27 protein-coding genes and 1 pseudogene are annotated in these 26089 nt (G+C 43.3%); 13 read left to right on the forward strand and 15 right to left on the reverse strand.

Translation table 11 applies throughout. The features are described from left to right. Positions 1-80: 80 nt before the first annotated feature. Together FTT89_RS05285 and FTT89_RS05290 are read left to right on the forward strand one after the other, a co-directional pair. Positions 81-956, forward strand: a complete 876-nt coding sequence (locus tag FTT89_RS05285) for a DMT family transporter (RefSeq protein ID WP_005180400.1) — start codon at positions 81-83, stop codon at positions 954-956. Between the two features lie 146 nt (positions 957-1102). After that, positions 1103-1975 carry a DMT family transporter gene (locus tag FTT89_RS05290; RefSeq protein WP_034598244.1) on the forward strand — a complete coding sequence of 291 codons (873 nt, stop codon included), beginning with the start codon at positions 1103-1105 and terminating at the stop codon, positions 1973-1975. Positions 1976-2047: 72 nt separating this feature from the next. Here FTT89_RS05290 and FTT89_RS05295 read toward each other — a convergent pair whose 3' ends face one another. From FTT89_RS05295 to truB, 3 genes are all read right to left on the reverse strand, one after another. Further along, positions 2048-2506, reverse strand: coding sequence for a hemerythrin domain-containing protein (locus tag FTT89_RS05295; RefSeq protein ID WP_075168265.1), 459 nt, complete (start codon positions 2504-2506; stop codon positions 2048-2050). A 159-nt stretch (positions 2507-2665) separates the two neighbouring features. After that, positions 2666-3433 carry a TSUP family transporter gene (locus tag FTT89_RS05300; protein WP_104473447.1) on the reverse strand — a complete coding sequence of 256 codons (768 nt, stop codon included), beginning with the start codon at positions 3431-3433 and terminating at the stop codon, positions 2666-2668. A gap of 36 nt (positions 3434-3469) precedes the next feature. Continuing rightward, positions 3470-4375 (reverse strand): tRNA pseudouridine(55) synthase TruB, encoded by a 906-nt coding sequence (gene truB / locus FTT89_RS05305; RefSeq protein WP_104505665.1) that lies wholly within the window; start codon positions 4373-4375, stop codon positions 3470-3472. A 290-nt stretch (positions 4376-4665) separates the two neighbouring features. On the opposite strand from truB, the gene FTT89_RS05310 reads away from it, so the two are divergent. The 5 genes and pseudogenes from FTT89_RS05310 (at position 4666) to FTT89_RS05330 (ending at position 9788) form a co-directional block, all read left to right on the forward strand. After that, positions 4666-5691, forward strand: a complete 1026-nt coding sequence (locus FTT89_RS05310; protein ID WP_104505666.1) for a lipase secretion chaperone — start codon at positions 4666-4668, stop codon at positions 5689-5691. A 313-nt stretch (positions 5692-6004) separates the two neighbouring features. Next, complete coding sequence (locus FTT89_RS05315; RefSeq protein ID WP_180083712.1) at positions 6005-7006, forward strand: triacylglycerol lipase; 1002 nt, start codon at positions 6005-6007, stop codon at positions 7004-7006. Positions 7007-7074: 68 nt separating this feature from the next. Further along, on the forward strand, positions 7075-7683 hold the full coding sequence (locus tag FTT89_RS05320; RefSeq protein WP_228289523.1) for a hypothetical protein: 609 nt from the start codon (positions 7075-7077) through the stop codon (positions 7681-7683). A gap of 92 nt (positions 7684-7775) precedes the next feature. Next, the gene (locus tag FTT89_RS05325; protein WP_104505668.1) at positions 7776-8747 is read left to right on the forward strand and encodes a triacylglycerol lipase; all 972 of its coding nucleotides are present in this window, start codon (positions 7776-7778) and stop codon (positions 8745-8747) included. A gap of 63 nt (positions 8748-8810) precedes the next feature. Beyond that, positions 8811-9788 (forward strand): annotated as a pseudogene (locus tag FTT89_RS05330) (esterase/lipase family protein). 60 nt (positions 9789-9848) lie between these two features. On the opposite strand, the gene rplS reads toward FTT89_RS05330, so the two are convergent. The 12 genes from rplS to ispH form a co-directional block, all read right to left on the reverse strand. After that, positions 9849-10217 carry a 50S ribosomal protein L19 gene (gene rplS / locus FTT89_RS05335; protein ID WP_104500703.1) on the reverse strand — a complete coding sequence of 123 codons (369 nt, stop codon included), beginning with the start codon at positions 10215-10217 and terminating at the stop codon, positions 9849-9851. Between the two features lie 173 nt (positions 10218-10390). Beyond that, on the reverse strand, positions 10391-11140 hold the full coding sequence (trmD, locus tag FTT89_RS05340) for a tRNA (guanosine(37)-N1)-methyltransferase TrmD (RefSeq protein ID WP_180172739.1): 750 nt from the start codon (positions 11138-11140) through the stop codon (positions 10391-10393). A gap of 26 nt (positions 11141-11166) precedes the next feature. Next, entirely contained in the window at positions 11167-11715 is a 549-nt protein-coding gene (rimM, locus tag FTT89_RS05345; protein WP_180172740.1) for a ribosome maturation factor RimM, read from the reverse strand. A 28-nt stretch (positions 11716-11743) separates the two neighbouring features. Beyond that, positions 11744-12001, reverse strand: a complete 258-nt coding sequence (rpsP, locus tag FTT89_RS05350; protein ID WP_004809941.1) for a 30S ribosomal protein S16 — start codon at positions 11999-12001, stop codon at positions 11744-11746. A gap of 138 nt (positions 12002-12139) precedes the next feature. Next, positions 12140-12574: a type IV pilin protein gene (locus FTT89_RS05355; protein ID WP_104473452.1), complete on the reverse strand. Its 435-nt coding sequence runs from the start codon at positions 12572-12574 to the stop codon at positions 12140-12142. Next, complete coding sequence (locus FTT89_RS14615) at positions 12568-13203, reverse strand: prepilin-type N-terminal cleavage/methylation domain-containing protein (RefSeq protein ID WP_180172741.1); 636 nt, start codon at positions 13201-13203, stop codon at positions 12568-12570. The genes FTT89_RS05355 and FTT89_RS14615 overlap by 7 nt, the downstream gene beginning before the upstream one ends. Before the next feature lie 4 nt (positions 13204-13207). After that, positions 13208-17131: a hypothetical protein gene (locus FTT89_RS05365; protein WP_180172742.1), complete on the reverse strand. Its 3924-nt coding sequence runs from the start codon at positions 17129-17131 to the stop codon at positions 13208-13210. Positions 17132-17140: 9 nt separating this feature from the next. Beyond that, complete coding sequence (locus FTT89_RS05370; protein ID WP_180172743.1) at positions 17141-17896, reverse strand: hypothetical protein; 756 nt, start codon at positions 17894-17896, stop codon at positions 17141-17143. 10 nt (positions 17897-17906) lie between these two features. Next, the gene (locus tag FTT89_RS05375; RefSeq protein ID WP_180172744.1) at positions 17907-18896 is read right to left on the reverse strand and encodes a PilW family protein; all 990 of its coding nucleotides are present in this window, start codon (positions 18894-18896) and stop codon (positions 17907-17909) included. A gap of 1 nt (position 18897) precedes the next feature. Then, entirely contained in the window at positions 18898-19401 is a 504-nt protein-coding gene (gene pilV / locus FTT89_RS05380; protein WP_180172745.1) for a type IV pilus modification protein PilV, read from the reverse strand. After that, positions 19398-19934, reverse strand: coding sequence for a Tfp pilus assembly protein FimT/FimU (locus tag FTT89_RS05385; RefSeq protein ID WP_180172746.1), 537 nt, complete (start codon positions 19932-19934; stop codon positions 19398-19400). Before FTT89_RS05385 ends, pilV begins: the two co-directional genes overlap by 4 nt. Positions 19935-20097: 163 nt before the next feature. Continuing rightward, the gene (gene ispH, locus FTT89_RS05390; protein WP_045795274.1) at positions 20098-21048 is read right to left on the reverse strand and encodes a 4-hydroxy-3-methylbut-2-enyl diphosphate reductase; all 951 of its coding nucleotides are present in this window, start codon (positions 21046-21048) and stop codon (positions 20098-20100) included. Positions 21049-21183: 135 nt separating this feature from the next. On the opposite strand from ispH, the gene gmk reads away from it, so the two are divergent. The 6 genes from gmk to bfr all read left to right on the forward strand — a co-directional run bounded on the left by gmk (position 21184) and on the right by bfr (position 25983). Next, the gene (gmk, locus tag FTT89_RS05395; protein WP_045795273.1) at positions 21184-21807 is read left to right on the forward strand and encodes a guanylate kinase; all 624 of its coding nucleotides are present in this window, start codon (positions 21184-21186) and stop codon (positions 21805-21807) included. 76 nt (positions 21808-21883) lie between these two features. Then, the gene (gene rpoZ / locus FTT89_RS05400; RefSeq protein WP_004809957.1) at positions 21884-22165 is read left to right on the forward strand and encodes a DNA-directed RNA polymerase subunit omega; all 282 of its coding nucleotides are present in this window, start codon (positions 21884-21886) and stop codon (positions 22163-22165) included. Positions 22166-22388: 223 nt separating this feature from the next. Beyond that, positions 22389-24488 carry a bifunctional (p)ppGpp synthetase/guanosine-3',5'-bis(diphosphate) 3'-pyrophosphohydrolase gene (locus FTT89_RS05405; RefSeq protein WP_104498093.1) on the forward strand — a complete coding sequence of 700 codons (2100 nt, stop codon included), beginning with the start codon at positions 22389-22391 and terminating at the stop codon, positions 24486-24488. Between the two features lie 71 nt (positions 24489-24559). Then, on the forward strand, positions 24560-24943 hold the full coding sequence (locus FTT89_RS05410; protein WP_005180461.1) for a RidA family protein: 384 nt from the start codon (positions 24560-24562) through the stop codon (positions 24941-24943). A 154-nt stretch (positions 24944-25097) separates the two neighbouring features. Next, on the forward strand, positions 25098-25292 hold the full coding sequence (locus tag FTT89_RS05415; RefSeq protein ID WP_034597991.1) for a bacterioferritin-associated ferredoxin: 195 nt from the start codon (positions 25098-25100) through the stop codon (positions 25290-25292). A 226-nt stretch (positions 25293-25518) separates the two neighbouring features. Further along, complete coding sequence (gene bfr, locus FTT89_RS05420) at positions 25519-25983, forward strand: bacterioferritin (RefSeq protein ID WP_005180468.1); 465 nt, start codon at positions 25519-25521, stop codon at positions 25981-25983. Positions 25984-26089 lie beyond the last annotated feature (106 nt).

Here is a 26089-nt window from a genome sequence, read left to right on the forward strand (position 1 = left end):
AGCGTCATCTGTTCATGCTATGCTAGCGGCTATTGATCTGCTGATGATCGCCCTACTCTCCCAACCAGCCCATTTCAGTTATGTCGATACTTCAAAATGCGCCGCATCTCCGCGCTGTGCTGTTGTTGCTGATTGCCATGCTCAGCCTGCAAAGCAGCGGCTCGATGGCCAAACTGCTGTTTGATCAGTTTCCGATTCTGACCGTTTCTGCCATGCGGCTGCTGCTGAGCGCGCTGGTGCTGATGCTGATTTTTCAGCTCTGGAACATTCAGCCCAAAGCCATACGCTGGCCGGCGATTTTCAGCTACGGCGCAGCACTGGCCGGTATGAATATGCTGTTTTATCTGGCGATTGACCGCCTGCCGCTGGGCATTGCGGTATCGTTTGAGTTTATCGGGCCGTTAAGCGTGGCGCTGTTTTATGCCCGGCGCAAATTCGATTTTATTTGGGTCGGCCTCGCCATTGTCGGGCTGGTGCTGTTATTTCCCTTTGATCAGACCGCGCAGCCGCTCGATGGTCTGGGTGTGTTGTTTGCCTTAGGCGCCGGTGCCTGCTGGGCCTTATATATTGTGGCCGGACAGAAACCATCGGGTGTATCCGGGAATCATACGGTCTGTTTAGGTATGCTGGTCGGTACCCTGATTTTATTACCCATTGCCTTATGGGATGGCCTGCCTGTTAGCGTATTTGAACCGGGCAATTTCATCTATTTTATTGCCTTGGCAGTTCTGGCCAGCGCCTTGCCCTTTAGTCTGGAAATGATTGCACTTCGCAACCTGACTGCACTCAGTTTCGGTACACTGATGAGCATGGAACCGGCCATTGCCGCGCTCTCCGGTTTTGTCTTTTTGGGCGAACAGTTGCTCTGGAATCAATGGCTGGCCTTAAGCACCATTATTGCCGCCTCCATTGGTTGTACCTATACCGTGCAGCAGCGCAAACAGCAGTCCAGTTAAACGGTGTGGATCTGGCCAGACTGAGCTTCCTGCTGTGTAATGCTGGAATTTATTTTGACCGGCTACTCATCAAAATTTAAGCAAATTGCTATAATCAGCAGCATCTCCCCAATGTGCTGACACCCTCCGGTGTTGGTGGTGCGCTTATGCAAAATGCTCAACTGCTGTCGGTACTGTTCATGGTGCTGTCCATGACCTCGTACCAGATTAGTGCCTCCTTTGCCAAACAACTGTTTGAGGTGCTCGATCCGCTTACCGTGACCATTTTACGGTTGTGCTTTGCCGCCATTATTATCTGCCTGATGTTCCGTTCCTGGAAGATTATTTCCCGGCTGTCCTTTTTAAAATGGCGGGATCTGCTCTGCTATAGCGCCGCCCTGTGTCTGATGAATGTGCTGTTCTATATGTCGCTGGGCAAATTGCCACAAGGGATTGCGGTTGGTCTGGAATTTATTGGCCCGCTGGGACTGGCCCTGCTCTCGATTAAACAGCGTAGTGATTATATCTGGGTGCTTTTAGCCATTTTGGGAATTGCGCTGATGGTGCCCTGGGGACAGGCCAACAGTGACAATTTCTCAGTCTTTGGTGCCCTCTGTGCGCTGGGCGCCGGCTTTTGCTGGGCCCTCTATATTTATTTCGGGCAGCGCGTGGTACAGCAGAATATTGGCATGCATGCCCTCACCATTGCCATTAGTCTGGCTGCGCTGACCCTGTTACCCATTGGTCTGTATCACAATGCCGCGGCCCTGGTCGATACCCAATACTGGGGCAAAGCCATCGCCATTGCCATTTTGGCCACCGCCATTCCGTATGCACTGGACCTGAAAGCCTTACAGCATTTAAGCAAGCTCAGTTATGGCACCCTGTCCAGTTTATCGCCGGCACTGGCCGCCTTGACCGGTCTGGTGTTACTCGGTGAACAGATCAGCCTGTTGCAATGGGTCGCTTTATTCTGCGTGATGCTGGCTTCCGTGGGCGTGACTCTAAGAGCCAGCCGTAAGAAAGCTGTCAGCCCTTAAGCAAAAAGAGAGATCAAACAAGATGAATAAAAAAAAGATGGCCAAGAGAGCCATCTTTTTTAAGTCCTGAATTTAGACCAGACTGTCTTTTTGAATGGCTTTATATTTGCCGTATTCATTTAAATACTGTTTGGCCAGCTCGGTTTTCTGGCGTTCTTCCAAAATTTTCCCAGCCTGCTGGAAAAAGCCATGTTCTTCTTCCTGCAAATGATGATGCACTTTTTCAGACAGCTGCTTGGCAATCGCCAGCCAGCCCGGATTGCTAAATTCGGTTTCGGTCAGTTTTTCCAGCAGCTCATCCATTTCATGATGTTCTGCCAGCGCATGCCGGGTAATGTTCAGCCCGGAATCGGTCATCATTAGTGGAATATAAAAATAACGGTCTTCGGCCACAGCATGGGCGAATAATTCATTTTTCAGTTGATCAAACAGCTCGCGGCGTTCTGGTGTATCCCCCGAGGTCTGGATTAAACGCTCGGCCAGATCACGCTGTATTTCATGGCTTTCACGCAGTGCTTCAAAAATATTCATGTTGTTATTACCCTTTCAAATGCCAAAATTTAAACACCCGACAACGGGTTGCATCATTATTGTTAAGCAGACAGGTCAGGCTAAGCATTCACTATACGCCAAGCCCGTGCGACGGTTCCTGCAGCAATTTGTATGGGAAATTTTAATAATGAGAATGATTTACAACCAGAACATCTGATAGGCCATGCGTACAATCAGCACACTAACCAGGATCAGAAATACAATCCGGATAAAGCCGCTGCCATATTTAAAGGCCAGACGTACCCCGACCAGAGAACCGGTAATATTGGCCAGCGCCATCATCGCCCCGACCATAAACAGCACATGCCCCGTGGGAATAAAGAAACTCAGCGCTGCCAGATTGGTCATAAAATTGGCAATTTTCGACAAGGCCGAGGCATGCAAAAAATCGACCTGTAAATAACGAATAAAATAGAAAATAAAAAAGCTGCCCGTGCCGGGGCCAAAAATACCATCATAAAAACCAATCAGCACACTGCCCAACGCCGCCAGGAGCAACATTTTGCGGTTTAAAGTCTGCTGCACATGCAGCTGGCCAAACTGCTTTTTCATGAAGGTGTAGATGGCAATCACGATCAGCATCAGCAGCACAAAGGGCCGCAAAATATCGGTCGGAATCATTGACACGCAGGCTGCGCCAACGAAAGAGCTGAGAAAGGCACATAGTCCAATCACGCCCAGCAATTTCCAGGACAGCTGCACTTTGCGTAAAAAAGAAAAGGCCGCCGAAGCAGTGCCACAAATGGAAGCCAGTTTGTTGGTGCCAAACACCGTGGCCGGCGCCAGTTGCGGCATTGCGCCCATAATCGCCGGAATCTGGATCAGGCCGCCACCACCAACCGCGGCATCAATTGCACCGGCACAGAAGGCAAAAATCACGAGGCTGATGACGATTTCAATATCCATATCGGGGCAATCCTGTGGCCTCAGTGCAGATGAAAATTAGAGATTCAAGACCCGTTTTGGTACCAGACGTTTTTTATCGGTAATTTCGGCCAGCCCTAAACATTTCTCGCCCTCAAATACCAATACCTGAGTTGCCGCCGCATGGTCAATATTACTTTCCATGCCGCGACAAAAATATTCGGCCCGGCCTTCTGGCACCTGTACCTGTGGAAAATGCTCAATCGGGGCATAAACCGGCAGCAACAGCGCTTCACGCTCGGCTTCGCTCAGGCTTTCCAGATAGTCCAGGGTGTAGCTTGGGATCAGATCAAAATGCCCGGTCTGAATACGGTGCAAATAGGTCAGATGCCCATAGCTGCCGAGCGCCTTGGCAATATCTTCACCGAGTACACGAATATAGGTGCCTTTGGAACAAGTCACATCCAGGGTGATACTATTGTCAGTAAACCCTAGCAGCTCCAGCGCATAAATACTGATGGGACGCGCATCCCGTTCAATTTCAATGCCTTTACGGGCCAGCTCGTATAAGGGACGGCCTTCTTTTTTCAGCGCTGAATACATCGGTGGCACCTGCTGAATATCACCAGTAAATTGTTGCAGTACAGCTAAAATTTTCTCTTCGCTTAATTCAGGTACCGCTTTTTCCAGTAATACCTCACCTTCAACATCACCCGTCGTGGTGCTATGCCCTAAAAATACAGTTGTTTGGTAACGTTTTACTGAGTCTAATAAATAATGTGAAAACTTGGTTGCTTCACCTAAACACACAGGAAGTAAACCAGATGCCAATGGATCTAAAGCCCCTGTATGCCCTGCTTTCTGTGCACGAAATAACCAGCGGACTTTTTGTAATGCCGCATTCGAGCTAATCCCTAAGGGCTTATTTAACAGAAACACACCGCTAATATGACGACGCTGAATTTTAGGAGAAGAGGCTTTCATGATAAAAATCAGACCAAATTTTAAATTGCCGCCATGGTAAAACCCTGTGAAAGTATTTACAACGTTTGTGACAGTGAAATCTATTAATGACGCTTCGCTGTGACCTCATCTTGTACAAAAAATCTATTTTATTGTTGAGATTCAGTCGTTACCATGCACTTTAACGCAGTATAAAAATGACCTGTTTGGCTATGTTTTTTTTACTGAAATTCACGCATGATGCTGCGTTTTTAGAACTAGATATTTTTTCATTATAACGAATAACATCACCCCATTTAGGTGCATAGGATATGCAAAAAAATAAATTATGGATGCTCTTGGCAATCATCATTGTGGTGATTGTCAGTCTAATTCTTTGGTTACGCCCAACACAAAGCACACAGTCCAGCAGCTCCACTGAACAGCAAAACAATGCTACACATCACGGTACAAGCGAGGCTAATTTTCAAGCTGGTTTGCCAAGCTATGCCAGTCATAGCCAACAAGACACTGAAATTAACTGTCAAATGCAGCTCGATGCCAGCAATCGCCTGATCGTCAATGAACAAACCCGCAACTGTTTTGAATATTTTATTACCCAGTTTGGTGAAAAGACCTTAGAACAAATCAAACAAGACTTTAAAGGCTATGTTAGCCAAAACCATCAAGAACCAGCACTATCACAAATTTTAGACTTATGGACACGTTATCTCGACTATCGCCAAGCTTTAGGGGAGCTGACACCACCTACAGGGATTGATCAAGAAGACCCTGCTTACTACCGCAGCATTTACACCAATACGCAAAATCTGCGCAAAAAATACTTTTCTAATTATGAAATTGAAGGATTATTTGGCACAGAAGATACGTACCACGAATACACACTTGATCGCATGCAAGTTCTTGCTGACAAGAAATTGAGCGAAGCTGAAAAAGCACAACGGCTAAAAGATTTATTTGAACAACTACCCGAAGATTGGCAAGAAAATCTAGAACAACTGAATAAATTGGATGATTTGCGTAAACTCACTGCAGACATTAAAGCCCGTGGTGGTTCAAGTGAAGAAATTCGCCAAATGCGTCTGAATCTGGTAGGTCCTGAAGCTACACAACGTTTAGAAAACCTAGATAGCGAACGTGCCAACTGGAAGTCTAGTGTTAATAACTACTTAACGGAACGAGATGGTATTATGAAAAGCGGCATGAGTGATGCAGCCAAACAGCAAGCCGTACAAAAGCTACGCCAACAACACTTTAAATCACCAGAAGAACGCTTACGTGCTGAAACGTTTGAGCAAGTACATGATCAAGGAGGCAAACTGCCCTTTGCAGATTAATTCATAACTTTAAAAAAGGGACATAAATTGTCCCTTTTTTGTATGCAAATTTTTCTCAATTCAAGTGCAGTTTTTCAAATTCATTAAAAATCAAAGCGTTAAATATTTATATACATTTGTATATAAAACAATATTTTAGCATTCATCGAAATGCTCGTTACTGTCCCAAAATGACATGGTTTTTAAGCCCTAGCATGAAAAAATAACTGCTCCAAAAACAAGCACTTTTTATTTGTAATAAGTGGCTTAAATAACATGCCCTTGCGGATGAGCATCGGCTAGAAAACAAGAATATAAAACATAGGAATTGTTTATGAAAACCTTCATAAGAACAACACAGGCACTTGCTTTGTCGACTCTAGCGATTGGGCTCAGCATGCATACTCAAGCAGCAGGTAGTGCAAGCCAAGTAACAGCAAAAGTCACTTCAAATTATGCGAAAACCAAATACCCAATTTTAATGGTTCATGGCTGGCTCGGTTGGGAACGCATTGGTACCAATACCATTGGTTTAGATTATTGGTATCAAATTCTGCCAGATATGGCACGCAATGGTTCTACTGTATTTGCAGCTCAGCTTTCACCTGCCAATACTACTGCACATCGTGGTGAAGCCCTCATTGCCCAAGTTGAAGATGTCATGGCAATCACAGGTCAGCCAAAAGTGAATCTGATTGGTCACTCGCATGGCGGCCCTACAGTCCTTTATGCAGCACAAGTAAAACCAAATGCAATTGCTTCAATCACTGGGGTTGCAGGAACTTATCATGGCTCTAAAGTTGCAGATGACATCCAAAATAATACGCTGACCCGTACAGCATTTAATATTCTAGGTGATTATATTATTGGACCATTAATTGCCTTAGGTCAGCTCAAACCTGAACTGGAAATTGACTTTGATGCATCGATGAAGTCCCTCACACAAACAGGTTCAAAAACCTTTAATGCAACGGTTGCACAAAATGCCGTGAAAGATGGCGTTTTAGCAGTGACTGAAAACTGTAATAAAAACCTAAAACCACGTGACAGTAAAGGCATCTATTACTATTCATGGACAGGTGTGGCGCAAGCGACCAACGCCTTAGACATTGATACGATTTTAATGCAACTTGGGCCATTGTCGTATGGCAGCAAAGACAATGACGGCATGGTGGCACGTTGCAGCGCCTTCATTGGTAAAGTCATTAAAGATGACTACAAACTTAATCACACCGATCTTGCCAACATGATGTTTGGCTTAAAAGGTCTATTCGCACCAGATCCTGTCGCGATGTATCGCCAACATGCCAACCGCTTAAAACTACAAGGTTTATAAGCAAAATGCCTTTATATTACGCGATATAAAGGCATTGTTTTTTTATTGCGCTCGCCTCAGGATGAACAATGAAAATATTTCCATTCTTGGCATTGGCTTTAGGGGTGGGTGCAATCTCATCCACAAAAGCCAGCACTGCCTTACAAGCCTATCAAGCATCTTTTGTACTCTCTAGCTATGCGAAAACGAAGTATCCCATTGTCTTTGCACATGGCTTTGGTAGTTTGCTCGGGCATAGCATGAATGTTCTTACTCAGAATCAATATCCTGTTGAGATCACCGCGGCTTTAGATGCAATGCATCCAGAAAAAATACAACGCTTTAATGCGCTGTATGGTTCGAGTGCTATTCCGAAAGATTGCAACAGCCAAGGGACTAAAATCACATCGAATGGGATTCATCATTACTCATGGATGGGCAATCGCCAAGTCACCAATGCAGTCGATGTCATTGAATCCACCGTCGTTACCTTGGGTGGTAGTTTCTTGAAAGGCAGCCCCAATGATGGTGCATTGCCTCTTTGCAGCGGACGCTATGGACACATTATCCGTCAAGATTATCAACATAATCATTTTGATGAAGTGAATCAGTTCTTCGGCATTATTGGCACTTTTGCACAAGATCCTGTGGCCTTGTATCGCCAACATGCCAACCGTCTTAAATTACAAGGTTTATAAACAAGCATTACATATATTCAACCATAAACCTACGTGGATTGTTTAGATTGAAATCAGGCTGGGACTGCCTAAAACAACAAGAGGAAACAACAATGAAATATGGATTAATCACTGCTGCTTGTATCGCAGCCATGACCATGACGACGGCTCAAGCCAACAGTACGCAAGCCAAACAATATACTGCCAAAGCATCGACACAGTATGCCAAAACCAAATATCCAATAGTATTTGGTCATGGTATGGCAGGTTTTATTCAAATTGGTAGCGATCCTTTCGGTTTAGATTATTGGTATCAAATTCTGCCAGATTTAGCGCGTAATGGTGCCAATGTTTGGGCAACACGTGTTTCGCCATTTAACTCTTCAGAAGTTCGTGGTGAGCAGTTGAAACAACAAGTGGAAGAAATTTTGGCGATTACCGGCGCACAGAAAGTCAACTTAATCGGCCATTCACATGGCGGACCAACGATTCGCTATGTGGCAGGTGTCATCCCAAATAAAGTTGCATCTTTAACTTCTGTCGGTGGACCACATAAAGGCTCACCCGTTGCCGATTTAATTTTAAAAGCTGAAGGCACTGTTGTTGAGGGTACATTGGTAGGTGGCGTGAACCTTGTATCCAAAGCCATCACATGGGCACAAGGCTTAGATCCAAATAGTTTCCCTCACAATTCACTTGAAGGTGGACGCAGTTTAACTGCTGCGGGTTCCGCAGCCTTTAACCAAAAATTCCCAATTGGTATGCCAACAACGAGTTGTGGTGAAGGTAGCTATCAAGAAAAAGGCATTTATAACTATTCGTTCACAGGCGTAGGTCAAGTGACGAATCTACTAGATCCTGACTCTGCGCTCAAAGTGACTGCACTACTGATTGATGGTGGCAAAAACAATGATGGTTTAGTGTCGCGTTGCAGTGCCAAATTCGGTAAAACCATTCGTGATAACTACAACTGGAACCACCTAGACGAAGTCAATATGGTCTTTGGCTTAAAAGCCATGTTTGCTCCAGACCCTGTGGATGTTTATCGTCAACATGCGAATCGTTTAAAACTACAAGGGCTATAAAGCTCAACTCATTAAAGCCCTGCATTGCAGGGCTTTTCTTTGCATTCATGATTGGGATATTGCATGAAAATTAAAACAATATACTTCACCATAGCTGCCCTACTCTTTAGCTCATTCGGTACTGCTTCAAATTTACAAAAAGCACAAAGTAAAAACGTGATCTCTAACTATGCCAAAATGCAATACCCCCTCGTATTTGCACATGGCATGATGGGCTTTAATCGCATTGCTATGGATGTTTTGGGCATGGATTATTGGTATCAAATTTTGCCTGATTTAGCACGTAATGGTTCAACCGCTTTTGCTGCCCGCATGTCCCCTTTTAATTCATCAGAAGTTCGTGGCGAACAATATGTCGAACAGCTCTAAGAAGTCATGGCAATTATGGGTGCTAAAAAACTCAATTTAATTGGACATAGCCACGGTGCCCATGCAGTGCGCTATGCAGCAGGAGTCATGCCACAACATGTCGCTTCTGTTATGACAGTCGGTGGCGCCAATCAAGGCTCAATCGCGGCATCGGATGTGATGAAATTTGCCAGTCAAACTGGTACCTCTGATTTACTAAATACCCTGATTAGTAGTTTTGGCGCTGTGATTATGTGGGCACAGGGTTTGGATGCACATGCTTTTCCGCATAACGCTTTAGCTGCAGGTCATAGCACTTCTATTGAAGGCACCGCTGAATTTAATCAACATTTTACGCTTGAGCTATCTTTAAAGCATTGTGGTGAAGGCAAATATAACGATCAAGGCATTGCGCTATATTCAATTATGGGCAACAAACAAATGACCAATGCATTGGATGTCAGTGATGCCGCGATGAAGGCACTGAATTTAATCTCTGCTTCTAAAACAGGTGCCAATGATGGCATTGTCTCGGTATGTAGTGCGAAATTTGGTAAAACGATTCGAGATGATTTTCCATGGAATCATCTCGATGAAGTGAATTTACTGTTCGGTTTAAAAGGTACTTTTGCTCCAGACCCGGTCGCGGTCTATCGCCAGCATGCCAACCGTCTAAAGTTGCAAGGTTTATAAAATTTAGACATAAAAAAATGCGCCAAAAGGCGCATTTTTTCAATTCGATAAAACGTAAAATTACGCTTTACGAGCTGGTAACTTTTCACGGATACGTGCAGCTTTACCAGAAAGTTCACGTAGGTAGTAAAGTTTAGCACGACGAACGTCACCACGACGTTTCACTTCGATTTTAGCAACGATTGGAGAGTGAGTTTGGAATACACGCTCAACGCCAACACCGCTAGAAATTTTACGTACAGTGAACGCAGAGTTCAGACCACGGTTTTTCTTCGCAATAACAACGCCTTCGAACGCTTGTAGACGCTCACGGTCACCTTCTTTAACTTTTACTTGAACAACTACTGTGTCACCTGGTGCAAAAGCTGGGATGTCTTGTTTAAGCTGAGCATTTTCAACAGCTTGAACTAAAGGATGCTTACCACTCATGGGGTATCTCCAATATGTGCGAGTTAGAAGAGGTCTAATCATCGCTGGGGCTAGAGGCTAAAGCGCATAGACCCGATTGACTTTCCCTTTATGCTTGACCGCTTCAATGCATAAAGAGCCTATTTAAGTACTTAATCTAAAGATCAAGCTTTTCATTGTGCGCAGAGCATAAATTAAGCTTTATGTTCTGGCAAATCTTTTAGCCATTTTTTCTGCTGTTTGGTCAGTTCCACCTGTTCAACCAGTTCAGGCCGACGCTCAAGTGTACGCTGATAACGCTGCAAAAACCGCCATTTTTCAATATTTGCATGATGACCTGATTTCAGTACCTCAGGCACATCCAAACCTTCAAAATGATCTGGCTTTGTATATTGCGGGCAGTCTAACAGACCATCCACAAATGAATCTTGTACATGGGATTGTTCATCAGACATGGCACCCGGAAGTCTCCGGATAATACTGTCTAATAACACCATCGCAGGCAGTTCACCGCCCGATAACACGTAATCTCCAATCGACCATTCCTGATCGACATATTTCTGGATTAAACGTTCATCGACACCTTCATAACGACCACACAGCACAATTAATCCGTCATATTGGACAAATTCTTGTACAGCGGGTTCATTTAAGGTTTGACCTTGTGGTGACATATACACCACGGGTACGTTGACCGCACCTGCTTCATGAGCAAGTTCTTTGGCACGGCGGATTGCTTTTGCCAGTGGCTCAGCCATCATTACCATACCAGGACCACCACCAAATGGACGTTCATCCACTCGTTTGTAGTTACCCTCAGCATAATCGCGAGGATTGATACAATGAATTTGCATCAGATCACGTTGTGCTGCGCGCCCGCTAATACCGAAACGTGTAATCGCTTCAAACATTTCAGGAAAAAGCGTAATGACTGCAAAAAACATCGCAGACTCCCGTATTTCCAAAAATATTAGTAATCTACGCCCCAATTGACGTAAATACGACCTGTTTCGAGATCAACGCGTTGTACCACATCTTTATGCCATGGAATCATACGCTCTTCGCCATCAATGCTTTCGGCAGTTGCGCGAACCACCATCACATCGTTAGCACCTGTTTCAAACAGTTCGTGGATTTGACCGAGATTGACTTCCTGTTCCTCATCATCCAGACCTAACACGGTTAGACCTTTTAAATCAGACCAGTAATACTCATCCACGCCCGCTTGAGGCAGTTGCGATTTTGAAATCCAGATATTTGCGCCAACCAGACCGTCTGCTGCAGTGCGATCGCTCACACCTTTTAAGCTGACAACCAGGCCTTTGCCATGTGGTTTCCAACGTTTTACATCGACAGTTCGCCAACCTGCTTTGGTCTCAATGTACCAAGGCAGGTAGTCAAACATGTTGCTCATAGGTTCTGTATTGGAATAGACCCAGAGCCACCCATTTAATCCATATGCTGAACGTAGCTGTCCAATCTGAATACGATCTTCGGGTACATTCTGTGTTGGTGTCATGGGCTACCTACTACTTAATTCTTTAAAATTATGCAGCAGCTGCAGCTTTCTTCGCTTGAGCAGCTAAAGAAGCAACACGTTCAGAAGGTTGAGCACCTTGTGCTACCCAGTGAGCAAAACGGTCAGCATCTAAACGAAGTTTTTCTGCTTTACCTTGCGCTGTAGGGTTGAAGAAACCGATACGTTCGATGAAACGACCGTCACGTGGATTGCGGCTATCAGTTACAACGATTTGATAGAATGGACGCTTTTTAGCACCACCGCGAGTAAGACGAATAACTACCATGATACAACCTTATAGTTTTTACGGATTATCCCTGTACCGACCATCGATACATTTCAAACCCCTTTCATAGAGGGCAGTATTTTACGCGAAGTTTGCCCTGAATGAAAGATCAAAAAGTGTTTATCCGCAGTTTTGAATTTATTTATCGGACCAGGTAGAGTTTGGCGACAAGTCACAACGCGCTTCGCCTTTTGCCCAATATTTCTCTGATTGATTGTTTAAACAAATCCAACCATTGCCCGCTTGTAACGTACCTGCCTTAGGTTGAGCAATTAGAGTCCAACGGGTTGCATTGGTTAGTGCAGCATCAAAGCTTAAATCATATAATGCAGTGCCTTGTTTGGGAGTTACTGTTGATCCATATATTTGTGCAATCGTTGCCCCCGAAAAAGAACCATTCATTCCTTTATAGGCATTCATTCTTTCAGCAATGAACATCATCTCTGATTGTGCTTCTGCCCGATTTACTTTAATTTTATATTGCTGATAAGAGGGATAAGCAATAGCAGCTAAAATTGCAATAATCGCAATGACAATCATAAGTTCTATAAGTGTAAACCCTTGTCTTACCATGATTCGCTTCCCTCATTTGCCTCACCACAAGAAGTATAAGTCACTTTGGTATAGTCTTCTTTGTTCATACACTTGGTGCCTAAACTGTTTAACAAAAGACTATAATTTTTTTGATCTAGACTTTCTGCTTTAATAGCCCAATTACTTCCAATAGCAAAAATATCAGCCTGCGCTGACCGATCAAAATCAATCTTTTTATTCAATAAATCTGCTTTGACCTCTAAATCTTTTGCCGTATCGGTAATATTTCCATCTTCATCCTTTGCAAACTCACGTACAGAATAAAACCCAATAATACTCAATCTATATTTAGGGTTATCCGAATGAATAGGAAGTAAAACTTGCTGTTTGGCGGTATCAAAGTTTGAACTTAACGTGCCTGTTTTATCTTTATATAAATAACTCGCCTCAAACCCTTTATAACTAAAGTTCTTAGCTTTATGTCGTTCCAGTTGCTCAGCAAGTTTTTGCATTTCCTGTTGTGCTTGAGCAAGATGCGAACGTTGAATATAAACCTGATAACTTGGCATCGCAATTGCAGCAAGTAATGCCACAATCACTACGACCACCATCAGTTCAATCAGAGTAAAACCTGTTTGGGGCTTAGACTGTAAAAAAATAAATTTCATTTTTTCACTCCTTTACCGAATATCGTTCATACCAACGATGCGGAATAAATTTTAATGCTCCGCCAGCCGGAATAAAACGTTTACCTGGTTCAGCACAATCTTCTCCCTCACATTTTACATTTTCTGGATCATTATCAGGAATTACAATCCCTCTACCTCCTGTAGGCTCTGACATTGGACCGACGTTTAAGCTCACAATTCCTGAACCCAAATTGTATTTATAATTTGCCAGCTCGGGACAAACACCTGTAGGTAAACAGAGACGCTGGGTAAAACTTTGTCCTTTGACACCCGCCCCACAAGCTGAAGTCGTACCAGCTTCTGCTGCATCAAACATAGTAACGTAGAGGTTTCCTTCCATTGCAACCAGTGGGGTAAGACCTTTTATCACACCCGCACCTTCTGTTTTAGCTGCACCAGTAGTACTTTCAAATTTATGCTCAAATTTATAATACCACCCTCCCCAACCACTGGTCGGGCTAATGGCTGCACCACGATTCGTCGTTGCAGTTTTACTATTTACCAAGACAGATAAAGGCATTAACTTATCTAGACTTATACCTTCACCCGCTGCTGCTATAGTTTTATCCGCTCGTGATGAAGCTGGATAATATGTACCCGTCGGATGGATATCATATTCATACAAAGCATAAACACCATCGAACTCCAATCCTGAAGAACTAGTCGTTCCTGTAGTCGTCGGTGAATCGTTAGTGGCTAATAAAGGAGAGCTTTTATTTCCAGACAGGAAGGATGCTACGACAATATTCCCCCCTTCGGTTCCCCCTGCACTATGGTGAGCTGTAAAGACCGGCGGGTAGTAAAAGCGAGGACTTGTACCATTGGTTTTATGTAAATTTAAAATACGGGTAATTTGCGGTACAAACTCAAAAGAACCATCGCTTTGAGGTTGATGTAAGTCAACTCGAAACGCCTGTCCAGCCAAATCGCCAAAGTACAGGTGATCGACAACACCGTCATTGTTACGGTCAACGGTTTTAATTTCACTGACGACACTATATTGTAAGTCGTCGTGCTCGGTATGTTCTACACTACCACTCGCTTCCGTTTTACTGGCATACCACAATAACTCGCCATTATCGGCATCGAACATATACACACCCGCACCGATTTCATTGTCTTGCTCATAATTATATTTTTCATAACCCGCATAACCTGTTCTTACACCATTCGCATCATACAGGCCATCACCATCATCACCGCCAGCATCATAGCCACCACCCACAAACATCACTAATTTACGCTCACCGTTCCAATTTACGTAATCAAGCTTCGGCTTAGACCAACTTTGGCCCATTTTAGCCAAAGCAGCATATTTTTTTGTGATCAAAACTGGGTTGCCATCTTCATCATAACCCAAACTTTTGACTGAACTTGATGCAGGATCAATATGGAATTTAATTTTAGGACTGCTGCTGGATGAATCATCTAAACCGGTTAAATCTAAAGCGTAATAACTACGTCCTCCCATCCGCAGACCACCGTAAACCCACTGTTTACCTTGTAAATTTTCTTTTTCCCCTTCTAAACCGCCTGCAACATCGCGCACAACCCCATCAACGGTTAGAGTTCCATCATCTTTACTCACATAAACGGTATGGGCTACCCACTCACCATCTACCCCATAATAAAGAGCATTTTTACCATTATCCCAGGTACCCGCACCCGACTTAAATAATTCATATTGTTTTTCTGCCATCTCTTTAGGTAAGAAGCTAAATTTCTCTACCCCGGTTTTAGCATCGACTACATGCAGTAAACCTTGCGTTGTTCCAAAGAGCACATAATCTTTACGGTCTGTAGTATCGACATAGACATTACCTGATGTTGCATCTTTCACAGCAACGGCTTTACCACTTTGGGTAAGTAACACAGGCAATGAGTGTAAAATACTGCCCATTTGTCTTAAGTTTGCTGTTGCGCCTTCCAAGTTTTCACTTGCTGAAGCGATGTTATAACCTAACAAGCCCATTAAACCTTTAATGCGTTCTGGGTTGTCTGTTTTGGTTTTTTCATCTGTGGTGTATTGATGGGTAATTCTTACTAGCTGTAAATTTTGAGAAACTTTTTCTGTACCAGAAGCAGCCTCATTAAAATCATAATCGGTTAACAGTTTACGTCCTGTAAATGTATCATCATTTTGCTGTGTACCCAGCGGAAGTTTAGATAATGCTCCCCATTTCGCAAAGGTCGCTGTTCCTGAAGGGTAACTGGTGCTATCCCCCCAAATATCTTTTAAATCCTGTAAAACACTTTTTTTCACCACTAGTGAAGCTGGACCACCACTTTCTGAAGCATAAACACTATTATTGACCACATAATATTTTTTTAAATTTCCAAACCAAAGTTGTTGATCATCCTCATCAGCAACTTTAGGTTCAAATTGAGGAAAATATGAAAATGCCTGAAGTGATTCTGGATTCAATGCATCAACAGGAATAGTAGAAGAACCTGTACTGATACTTGAAATTGAGCCACCAACCTCTCCAATAAATTCATTTAAGCTTTCAACAATTTGCTGAGATTCTTTCGCAGCAATAAATCCACCCTCGCCATAACCACGACCTTTGGTTCCCCAGTCATAGGCATTTTTTGCATCTCGATTCATATCATCATAATCACCATCAAATACTGAACCAAAACCCACAACTGCCGTCAGGACTTGACGTTTATCTTCAGCAACGTTTAAGGCATTTTTAATCACATCTTTATCATTGAGTGATTTTGCAAACGAACTTATAGCTCTCCAATCTGATTTTGCTGCCCCCCCATAATTAGTACCCAAATTTACACCATCATTTGCTCCACCAGATAACCCTACAGAAAAACTATAACTTGTTCTATTTAATGCATTTGCCATTAAATTCGCTGTATCTGTTGGACCTGGTGTCTGTGGTTCACCGTCTGTTAAAAAATAAATCCCTTGACCACTACACTCTGCAGCAGTAGCAGATTTATCCAAGGGAGAAACATATCTTGCACTACCTCCCGCTCCTGTAACTAAACTGGTATCCTCTCGTCTAGAATGTTCAATGCCACTATAAGTACCTCCACCCGTAGTTGTTCCTAACAAATAAGCAGCCGCCTCTGCATAAGCTGCTGATGTAGGCGTTCCACCATTTCCTCTAAAGTCGGCTCTACGAATAAAATTAATCACAGCCAAACGTTGAGGAGATCCGACTCCCCCCCATTCTCTTGCAGGAATACGCATAAATCCTTTACGGTTAATATCATAACCACTTCCGATATATGGATATGTTCCAATTCCGATTTTTACATCAGACTTAATTCCTTTTCCAGTGTCTTCATCATAAACAGGCATAGTTGCCAAGGTATATAAAGCATCTTTTAAGCGGCTCATTCGATCATAAAACTTATCATTACGAGTTAAGGTTTTATAAAAGTACTGAGACCCTCCTTGCCATCGATTCGTAAAACCAGTTATATCTGGTAAACCATCAATTTTAACAAAACAACTATCTGACACTGAAACTGTACCAATAGGACATTTATACCATTGTGAACCAGTTTTTTTATAATAATAAGCTTCTATAGAGCTCGTATTGAAGTAACAGTATTCACGAGTATATCCTCCAGATGTATTTTCTGTATTTCTATACATAGTTCTATAATCTTTTAACCCTTTAGGCAAATCACAAGCTGACTCACCTGCTGCTGTTACAGACATACTCCCCGACGTATCCAGCATCATCACTACAACACCAGAACCTGCATTCGAGTTCGGCTTGGTATAAATTTCAATATCACTGGCGTAACTGGTACTGCTTTGTGCAATAAGCAAGGTCATTGCACCTGCCAAAGTACTTAACTTGAACTTATGCCCAAATTCTTTAGCTCGTGCCTTCACATCTAGCACATTAGCATGATGATTTTTTAAAGTTTTCATATTCATCTCCTAAGAGGCTTTCAGTGAACGCAAACTGTATTCCATATCTTGAGTACTGTATGGAACATTATTTCTTGCCAAACAATCGGTAACGGTATCGTTTTCAACCAAAGGATCAACAAAACTGGTGTGATTTTTTAAACAATTATTAACTTGTTGAACACTGGCTGAACTTAAATTTGGAAGTAAAGAGGTTGCAGTAATCACCACACGCTGAATTCCCGTACTCTTTGAGCTTTCTTTGTCATCGCCTTCCATCATGTGTTCCCAATCTCGATCCGTATCTGCTGCACGCACAGTAACCTGAGTCATTACAGCTTGACGACCACTAATAAAATCACCACGAGTTGTTTGACAAAAACCATTTTGTCCCAATTCGGTATTTACAATTTTTTTATTCTGCCAATACACAGAACTGGCAATACGACTCCCAGAAAAGTTATCTGTCACATTACCTCGCACACAAAATACTAATTCTTTACCTTTATTTTCAGGACGTAGCGCATAAGCCAACATGCCATCACCAATACGCATTTGAGCAAATTGCAAAGCATTACTGGTTTTGTTCTCTAAAGTAAAAAAAACAGAGTCACTGTTTTGAACCAATAACGAACTCGCTTGGGCATTGGTTGAAATATTTAAAGAGGTAATACTGGAACGAATTGCCCATGTACCCGCAATTGCAATCACAATCAGCATCACCAATACAACAATAAGTACTGAACCATTTTGAGAGCGTCTATGATTTACTTTTAGTACATTCATTTCCCACTCCTTACTTCGCAATGCCAAAACCATTACGTATCGCAATGGTTTGTGTAACTACATTTCGCATATACAACTTATTTTTTTCATCTGGACTTAATTTCGCTCGAGTATTTAAAACTTGATATTCTTTATCAGCATTAAATAAGTCATTATTGCCCACAGTATTATTAGAACGAACTAACAGCCCTACTTTGACTGCAACAATCTGTGGTTTCTCTGTGGCAGCAAGATTCTTGTAGTCAGCAATTGAAATTTGACCAAAACAATCCAACTGCCCATCTGTATCTGCAGCTGCCGAACAAGCGTTGTTCATTCCATCTCTTGCAACAACAAATTGCACACTTAAATGATCCACTCTAGGAATCATAATTTGTCCATTACCAGATAAATCAATTTCCGTTGGCTCATCTCCTGTATAACTAGCAGCCGTACAAGCTAAAGCCAACGGTTTATTTGGGTCATTTCTATTGGTATCACTTCTTAAAAAATAACGCTGTACCACATACGCATCTCTCACAATTTCGCGACCTTCACAGTCAAACCGATTACCCATAGAGTTTTTATATTGAATCACCAATTGGTCACTTGCTTGCCCCACTAAGTTAGATGAATCACTTACTGCCCCCTCAGACAAAGCATTTTTAAGTGTAATATCTAAAGTTGTAGTAGGTTTACCATCCTCACCATTTTTAAATTTTTGGGTGTAATTGCGTGCGTCCAACACTATTCCCCCGTGCAGAACCCTGTCATTGATCATTGGCTCAACCGCATTTAAATTAGCCAAACGTATTTCACGAACAAAGGCTTCCAAGCCAAACAATGAATCATTCTGCAAATCAGAAAGTGCCTGTTGAGTTGATACACCTCTTTGACCTGTTAAAGCCAACTGAATCGCAATTGCACTAACAATCAGCCCTAGGCTAAGCGCAATCATAAGTTCTAAAAGAGTGAAGCCGCTTTGTTTGGAAAATGAAAAAAGCTTTTTATTCAAACTCATTTTAAAAAGCCTCCATAACCAAGCATTTAGAATTCGCTACATATGCTCCAGTCGAAGCATCAATACAAGCATCTAAGTTACTGTCTATATTGGTATCGCCCCAAGCGACATAAATACAGTTCAAACTACTGCCAACACAATTATTGATTTTTACAGTATGGCCAACTTCAGCTGCTTTCTCAGTAATCTGACTAGAATCAACCTCTGCCATTTCTTCACTAGAACAATTCGGCAAATAACCTTGCTCACTTCCTACACAGCCACTTTTTTCAGTTTTGGCATTGATTGCTACTTTATACTCAGGTAAGGCCAACCTATTTACCCTCATACGTTCAGCCAAATCACGCGCAATATTAATAGCAACTGTGCGATCGGTTGCTTCATTCGCAGCATCCATGGCTCTTAATTGCAGTCCCACAAAGCCAAGTACGCCAATAGCAAGCAAAAGCAAGGCAACCAAGACCTCTATTAAGCCAACACCTTTTTGTGTATTCATATTGCTCATGAGCACACTCCTGATTCGATTTTTTCTACAGTGCCATTCATTGAAAGTGTAATCGTTCGACTTTGATTTATTTTTGAATTACATAACTCAAATTTGAGCGGTAACAACACTTGTAATGTTTCTGGATTGATTGGAGGAACAGCATCGGGCTTAGATTCCTCCTCAGGGTTATGATCTGGATTATTAATCGTTTTAGTTCTCTGCTGTGGAATCCCGACTGGACTATAAGTAACATCAGAAAAATCAACATCCCTGGCATTTGAATTCATATCCACATCGTCATATTTGGGTATCCAGTAACGAACCTCTGCTGTATTTGTTCCACTTTCAAATTTTACCGTCACATTTTTTCTTAAAGTTGTCGCTTGTGCTCGGCCATCACTCAACACCAAAGACAGCTCACGAATTGAGGTATCTAAATGTCGTTTTGCAATCAAATCTCCAAAAGAAGGCGCCGCTATCATCGCCACAATCGCCAGCACCGCAATCGTGACCATCAACTCAATTAAGGTAAATCCCTGACTTTTTCGCATGCTCTCCCCCTAGGCAAAAATCTTGGCCCAGTTAAAATCATACTTATTAAAGTTACAAAAACTACACAGAACAGATAAAAGGCACAAAAAAGCAGATGACTGTCATATCACAATCATCTACTTATTTTTAAAAGAAAAATTAGACTGTTATCTATTTCTCAGTTTAAGCCTGAGTTACAGGAATACGTAACTCTTTCGGTAAACTAAAGGTAATGTTCTCTTCACGACCAGCAAGCTCGGCAGGTGCGGTTGCCCCCCAGTCCTGCAAACGCTGAATCACCTGTTTAATTAAAATTTCCGGTGCAGACGCACCGGCAGTCACACCAATTTTCGTTTCAGGATTAAACCAGGCCTGATCCAGCTGATCGGCATTATCGACCAGATACGCCTGTTTACCCATGCGTTCGGCCAGTTCACGTAAACGGTTCGAATTCGACGAGTTTGGCGACCCGACCACCAGCACTACATCACACTGACTAGCTAAATCACGCACCGCATCTTGACGGTTCTGGGTGGCATAACAGATATCATCTTTACGCGGTCCCTGAATCTGCGGGAATTTCTGGCGTAAGGCATCAATCACTTTGGCGGTATCATCAATCGACAGCGTGGTTTGCGTAACAAATGCGACTTTTTCAGGATGACGCACGCTTAAAGCCGCAACATCTTCTTCATCTTCCACCAGATAAATTTCACCACCATTTTTCTTGTCATATTGACCCATGGTGCCTTCCACTTCAGGATGGCCTTCATGTCCAATTAAAATCGCCTCGACCCCTTCACGGGCATATTTGGTCACTTCAATATGCACCTTGGTCACCAGTGGACAGGTGGCATCAAACACTTTCAGGCCACGGCGTTCCGCTTCCTGCTGGACGGCTTTTGACACGCCATGGGCACTAAAAATCACGATATTGTCGTCTGGCACTTCATCCAGCTCATCTACAAAAATCGCACCACGCTGACGTAAATCATCGACCACAAACTTGTTATGCACCACTTCATGACGCACATAAATTGGTGGATTAAAGCATTCAAGGGCACGATTCACAATCGCAATTGCACGGTCCACACCCGCACAAAAACCACGTGGATTAGCCAATACAATTTCCATAGAACCCTCGATATTCATTTCAACTTTTGCAGACAGATGCGAAATTAATGCAAACAAATAGATGCTTAACTATTTTGTTTAAGCCAGCTCTGCTCTAAAATAGAGAAGATATTTTATCATATCAGGAAAAATATCATGTCGGGTCTCTTGTTTGTCGTTTCTGCAGCTTCAGGAACAGGCAAAACATCCCTTGTTAAAGCCCTGCTTGAACGTGTCAACAATCTGCACGTTTCTGTTTCCCACACGACCCGTGGTCAACGTCCTGGCGAACTGGACGGCGTTCATTACCATTTCACCCAGAAACAGGATTTTATCGACCTGGTGCAACAAGGCGGTTTTATTGAATATGCCGAAGTCTTTGGCAATTATTATGGAACAGCCCAAGCCACGGTCAAAGAGCAACTGGCCAAAGGTCACGATGTCCTGCTGGAAATTGACTGGCAAGGTGCGCAGCAGGTGCGCAAACTTTTTCCTGAATCGAAACAGATTTTTATTTTACCGCCAAGCCAGTTTGACTTGCGTCAACGCCTGTCCAATCGCGGCACCGATGCTGTCGATGTGATTGAACATCGCTTAAGCTGTGCAGTAGAAGATATGCAGCAATATGTCAACTTTGACTATGTGATTATCAATGATGACTTCAATAAAGCGCTGCATGATTTAGAAGCCGTGATTATTGCCAACCGTCTGGTGTTAAGCCAGCAGGCCAACCGTCACCAGGAGCTGATCCAGAAGCTGATTACCCCTACAGCACCCTGATTAAAACTTGAGTCTTCAGACAAAGCACCTTATACTGCACAGTCTGTTTAAATTTACCATTCAAACGAGAACTCTTATGGCACGCGTCACCGTTGAAGATTGTTTAGACCATGTAGACAACCGCTTTGAGCTTGTACTAGTGGCAAGCAAACGCGCGCGTCAATTGGCACGTCAAGGAATTGAACCTACCGTTGAGTGGGACAACGACAAACCTACCGTTGTTGCTTTACGTGAAATTGCAGAAGGCCACGTTTCTAAAGACATTTTGAAACAACGCGATCAGGACTACCAAACCTCTAGCCTTGACCTTGCACTTTCAGCAAATAACTTGAATTTAGATGGTTTTTCTTTCCAATAAGAAAATACATCCTGAAAAAGCCTAGTTTTTTACTAGGCTTTTTTATTATTTGAACTTTAATATTTGCGCAATAACCGTTATAACATAAGCATCGGAACTCGTAATTACAACGAGCTTTTATTTCGATATTTTCGGTGAAAAAAATTGACAAGTCATGCAATATGTTTTTCATTAGAAGATCAGTTTTTGTGATTGTTACGAGCATTGTAGTTAAAGGTGGTATATGCCAGGCGCAGAGGTCAGCCAAGCCAAACAGCAACTAAATATGATTATCGACGCTTACTTGAGTGAAAGCGATAGCGAGCGCGTGCTTGCGGCCTGTGACTATGCCGATCTGGCGCATGATGGCGTGACCCGTAAAAGTGGCGAGCCTTATATTCTGCATCCGATTGCGGTCAGCTGCATTCTGGCGCATATGCGTCTGGATGCCGAAACCCTGATGGCGGCGCTGCTGCATGATGTGATTGAAGATACCGAATTTAGCAAAGAAGATATTACCGAGAAATTTGGCCGGACCGTGGCCGAGCTGGTCGATGGCGTCACAAAACTCAGCCATTCCAGCGATAAAGAATATAATAAAGCCGCGTCCTTCCGTAAAATTCTGCAAGCGACCCTGCAAGACCCGCGTGTGATCATTATTAAACTGGCTGACCGCTATCACAATATGACCACGCTAGATGCCTTGCGTCCAGATAAACGCGCCCGCATTGCCCAGGAAACTTTTGATATTTTTGTGCCGATGGCGCGTATTGTCGGTATGAATGAAATGGCCGACAACCTGGAACATCTGTGCTACCAGAATCTTGATCTGGATATGTTCAATAATGTTCAGGCCGCCCTGCTAGAAACCAAGCCGAAACGCTGTGAATATCAGGCCAAATGGGAAAAGAACCTGGCAGAGCTACTGCAATATCATCAGATTAGCGGCCGGATTAAAAAGAAAAATAACAATATCGAACTGCTCCGTTATTTCGTCAAAAACGACATCGATCTGCAAGAACTGACCCACAGCCATGCCTTTGAAATTATTCTACAAAGCATTGCCGACTGTGACCGTTTAGCCGATATTTTACGTGAACATTTTCAGGTACTGCATTTTGCCGATCATATCCGCCGTCCCTTACCCGGTGGTAACCAGTCACTGATGCTGCGCCTGAAAGGTGAAGAAACCACCTTATCCTTAACCATTCAAACCGAGCTGATGCGTAAAGCGGCCCGTTTTGGTGTGGTTCTTGGTGAGAATGCACCGCAAGCCTGCCGCTCGGCGATTCAGGCGTCCATGCAAAACCTGAACGTGCTGATTGATGGCGCCTGTGCCAAAACCACCTTTAGCGAGCTGCTGGATTATCTGCATCAGGAAAAAATCTGGGTTTATACTCCGCATGGCCATCTACATGAATTACCACAAGGTGCCACCGCGGTTGATTTTGCCTATTCGGCCAGCCTGTTCCTTGGCAACCATGCGGTCGGCGCCAAAATTAATGGAGAAATCAAACCACTGTCTACCCCCCTAACCAGCGGTCAGGTGGTGGAAGTGATTACTGATGTACTGGCCACCCCAAACCCCGACTGGCTCAGCTTTATTAACACCCAGAAAGCGCGCCGTGCCCTGCAAAACATTCTGCGTGATCAGGATATTGATGAGCAGCGTCTGGTGGGTGAGCAGGCCCTTAACCGTGCCTTAAAACTGTTTAACTGTTCGATTAAAGATTTAAGCGAAGACGACTGGATTAACCTGTTGCAATGGCGTCATATCGACAGTAAAGAACGCCTGTTCGAACAGATTGCAGTCGGTGACCTGTTACCACAACTGGTGGCCAACCATCTTTATTCACAGGACAGCAGCTCGGAAGTTTCGGATCGTCTGATTCAGGGCACCGAAGGCATTGATGTTAAATATGCGCATTGCTGTAATCCTGTACTTGGTGATCCGATTCAGGGTCATTTATCCCGCCGGGGTTTAATTGTACATCGCGCGCGTTGCCATAACCTGCTGCATGAACAGCATCTGCATCCGGAAAATATCATGCCACTGCAGTGGAACTCGGATGATGTCGATGACGTCAGCTTCACCGCCTATTTATGCATTGATATTGAAATGAATGATGAGCAAATTTCTGACCTGATCTATCAATGCCGTAAGGCCAAAACCGGGGTAGAAATGGTCCGTAGCCACGATGCCAAGACCTATGTCAATATTGTGGTAAATAACCGTAAGCAGATTGCCCAGATTATTCGCGACCTGCGTATGCATTTCGGTTTCCCGCGGATTATTCGTCTGGAACTGCCGCCCAATATTGCCGAAACATCCAAAGCCTGTTAATCATGATACGATAGTCCCGGGCCTGCCCGGCTAATCGTTTATGCTGTCCATACTTATAAAAGGAGAAATCGATGTCCCGCCAAGTGATCCATACTGAAAATGCGCCTGCTGCCATTGGTACATACTCTCAAGCCATTTTAGTTGGCAATACCGTGTACCTGTCAGGACAGATTGGCCTTGATCCTTACAGCATGGAACTGGTTGAAGGCATTGAAGCGCAAATCCGCCGTGTTTTTGACAACCTGAAAGCCGTCTGTGAAGCCGCAGGTGGCACGCTGGCTGATATTGCCAAACTCAATATCTACCTGACCGATTTATCCAATTTCCAGTTGGTGAACCAGATTATGGGTGAATATTTTGCCCAGCCATATCCAGCGCGTGCCGCTTTAGGTGTGGCCAGCCTGCCTAAAGGTGCACTGGTTGAAATGGATGGTGTAGTAATTATTAATCAATAACTTAGCTGTACAAAAAAGATACCATCGATAAGATGGTATTTTTTTATTCAAAAACCCAATCACAACAAATGAATTTTCAAATGATTTTTATTGACAAACGATAATAATTATCAATAATAACACTTATCTTATTTAATTCTTCATGGTTGTATCAATGTACGTTTGCTTGTGCCGTGGTATTACAGATCAAGACATTAAAGACGCCGTAGCGAATGGTGCTGAAAGCTATCGCGAAATTCGTGACCTGCTCGATCTGGGTACCTGCTGTGGCCGCTGTGCCCCTGAAGCACGTGCCATTATTAGCGATGAAGTGGCCGAACTTGCCGGCCGTCTCGCAGTAGCTGCCTAATTCCAATAAGAATAAATCCTTCGGTCCGTGGGCCGACTCTCCTCCCCCGCTTCTGACTCAGGCGGGTTTTTATTGCCCGACCAGGTATTGCTGCCGAATCGCATTGATGACGATTTTCATTTGCCGTTCAATAAATTACTCGCCATCCTCCATCATCTTGTTTAAGATAAAGCTCTAGATTGCCTTAAAACTGTTTAGGGCAGAAATTGTGAGATGGAGTAGTGCAATGAAAGGCAATCGTGAGGTGATTAATCAGCTGAATCAGGTGCTGTATCATCATTTAACGGCGATTAACCAGTATTTTTTACATTCGCGCATGTTTAATGACTGGGGCATTGAGCAACTCGGTTCGGCGGAATATAAAGAATCAATTCGTCAGATGAAACATGCCGATAAAATTATCGAGCGGATTTTATTTCTAGAAGGTCTGCCGAATCTGCAACATCTGGGCAAACTGTATATTGGTCAGCACACGGTTGAAGTGCTGAACTGTGATGTCCGTAAAGTCAAAGAAAATATTGAAGCCATTCAGAAAGCCGTCGTTTTGGCTGAACAGGAAATGGATTATGTGACCCGTGATCTGGTTCAGGAAATCCTGGAAAAAGAAGAAGAATATCTGGACTGGGCAACCACGCAACTGGATTTAACTGAATCTGTCGGTATTGAAAACTATATTCAGAGCCAGCTCTAAGTTCAATTAAAAAGATGAAGCGTACAAAAAAGACCGGAGTTCCGGTCTTTTTTATGGATTGAGCAATGTGTTTCAAATCCCAAACAGCAGCCTTAAAAATCATAAG

Source organism: Acinetobacter sp. YH01025 (genome assembly GCF_013420185.1).
In the GTDB taxonomy this organism is placed as follows: Bacteria; Pseudomonadota; Gammaproteobacteria; order Pseudomonadales; family Moraxellaceae; genus Acinetobacter; species Acinetobacter indicus.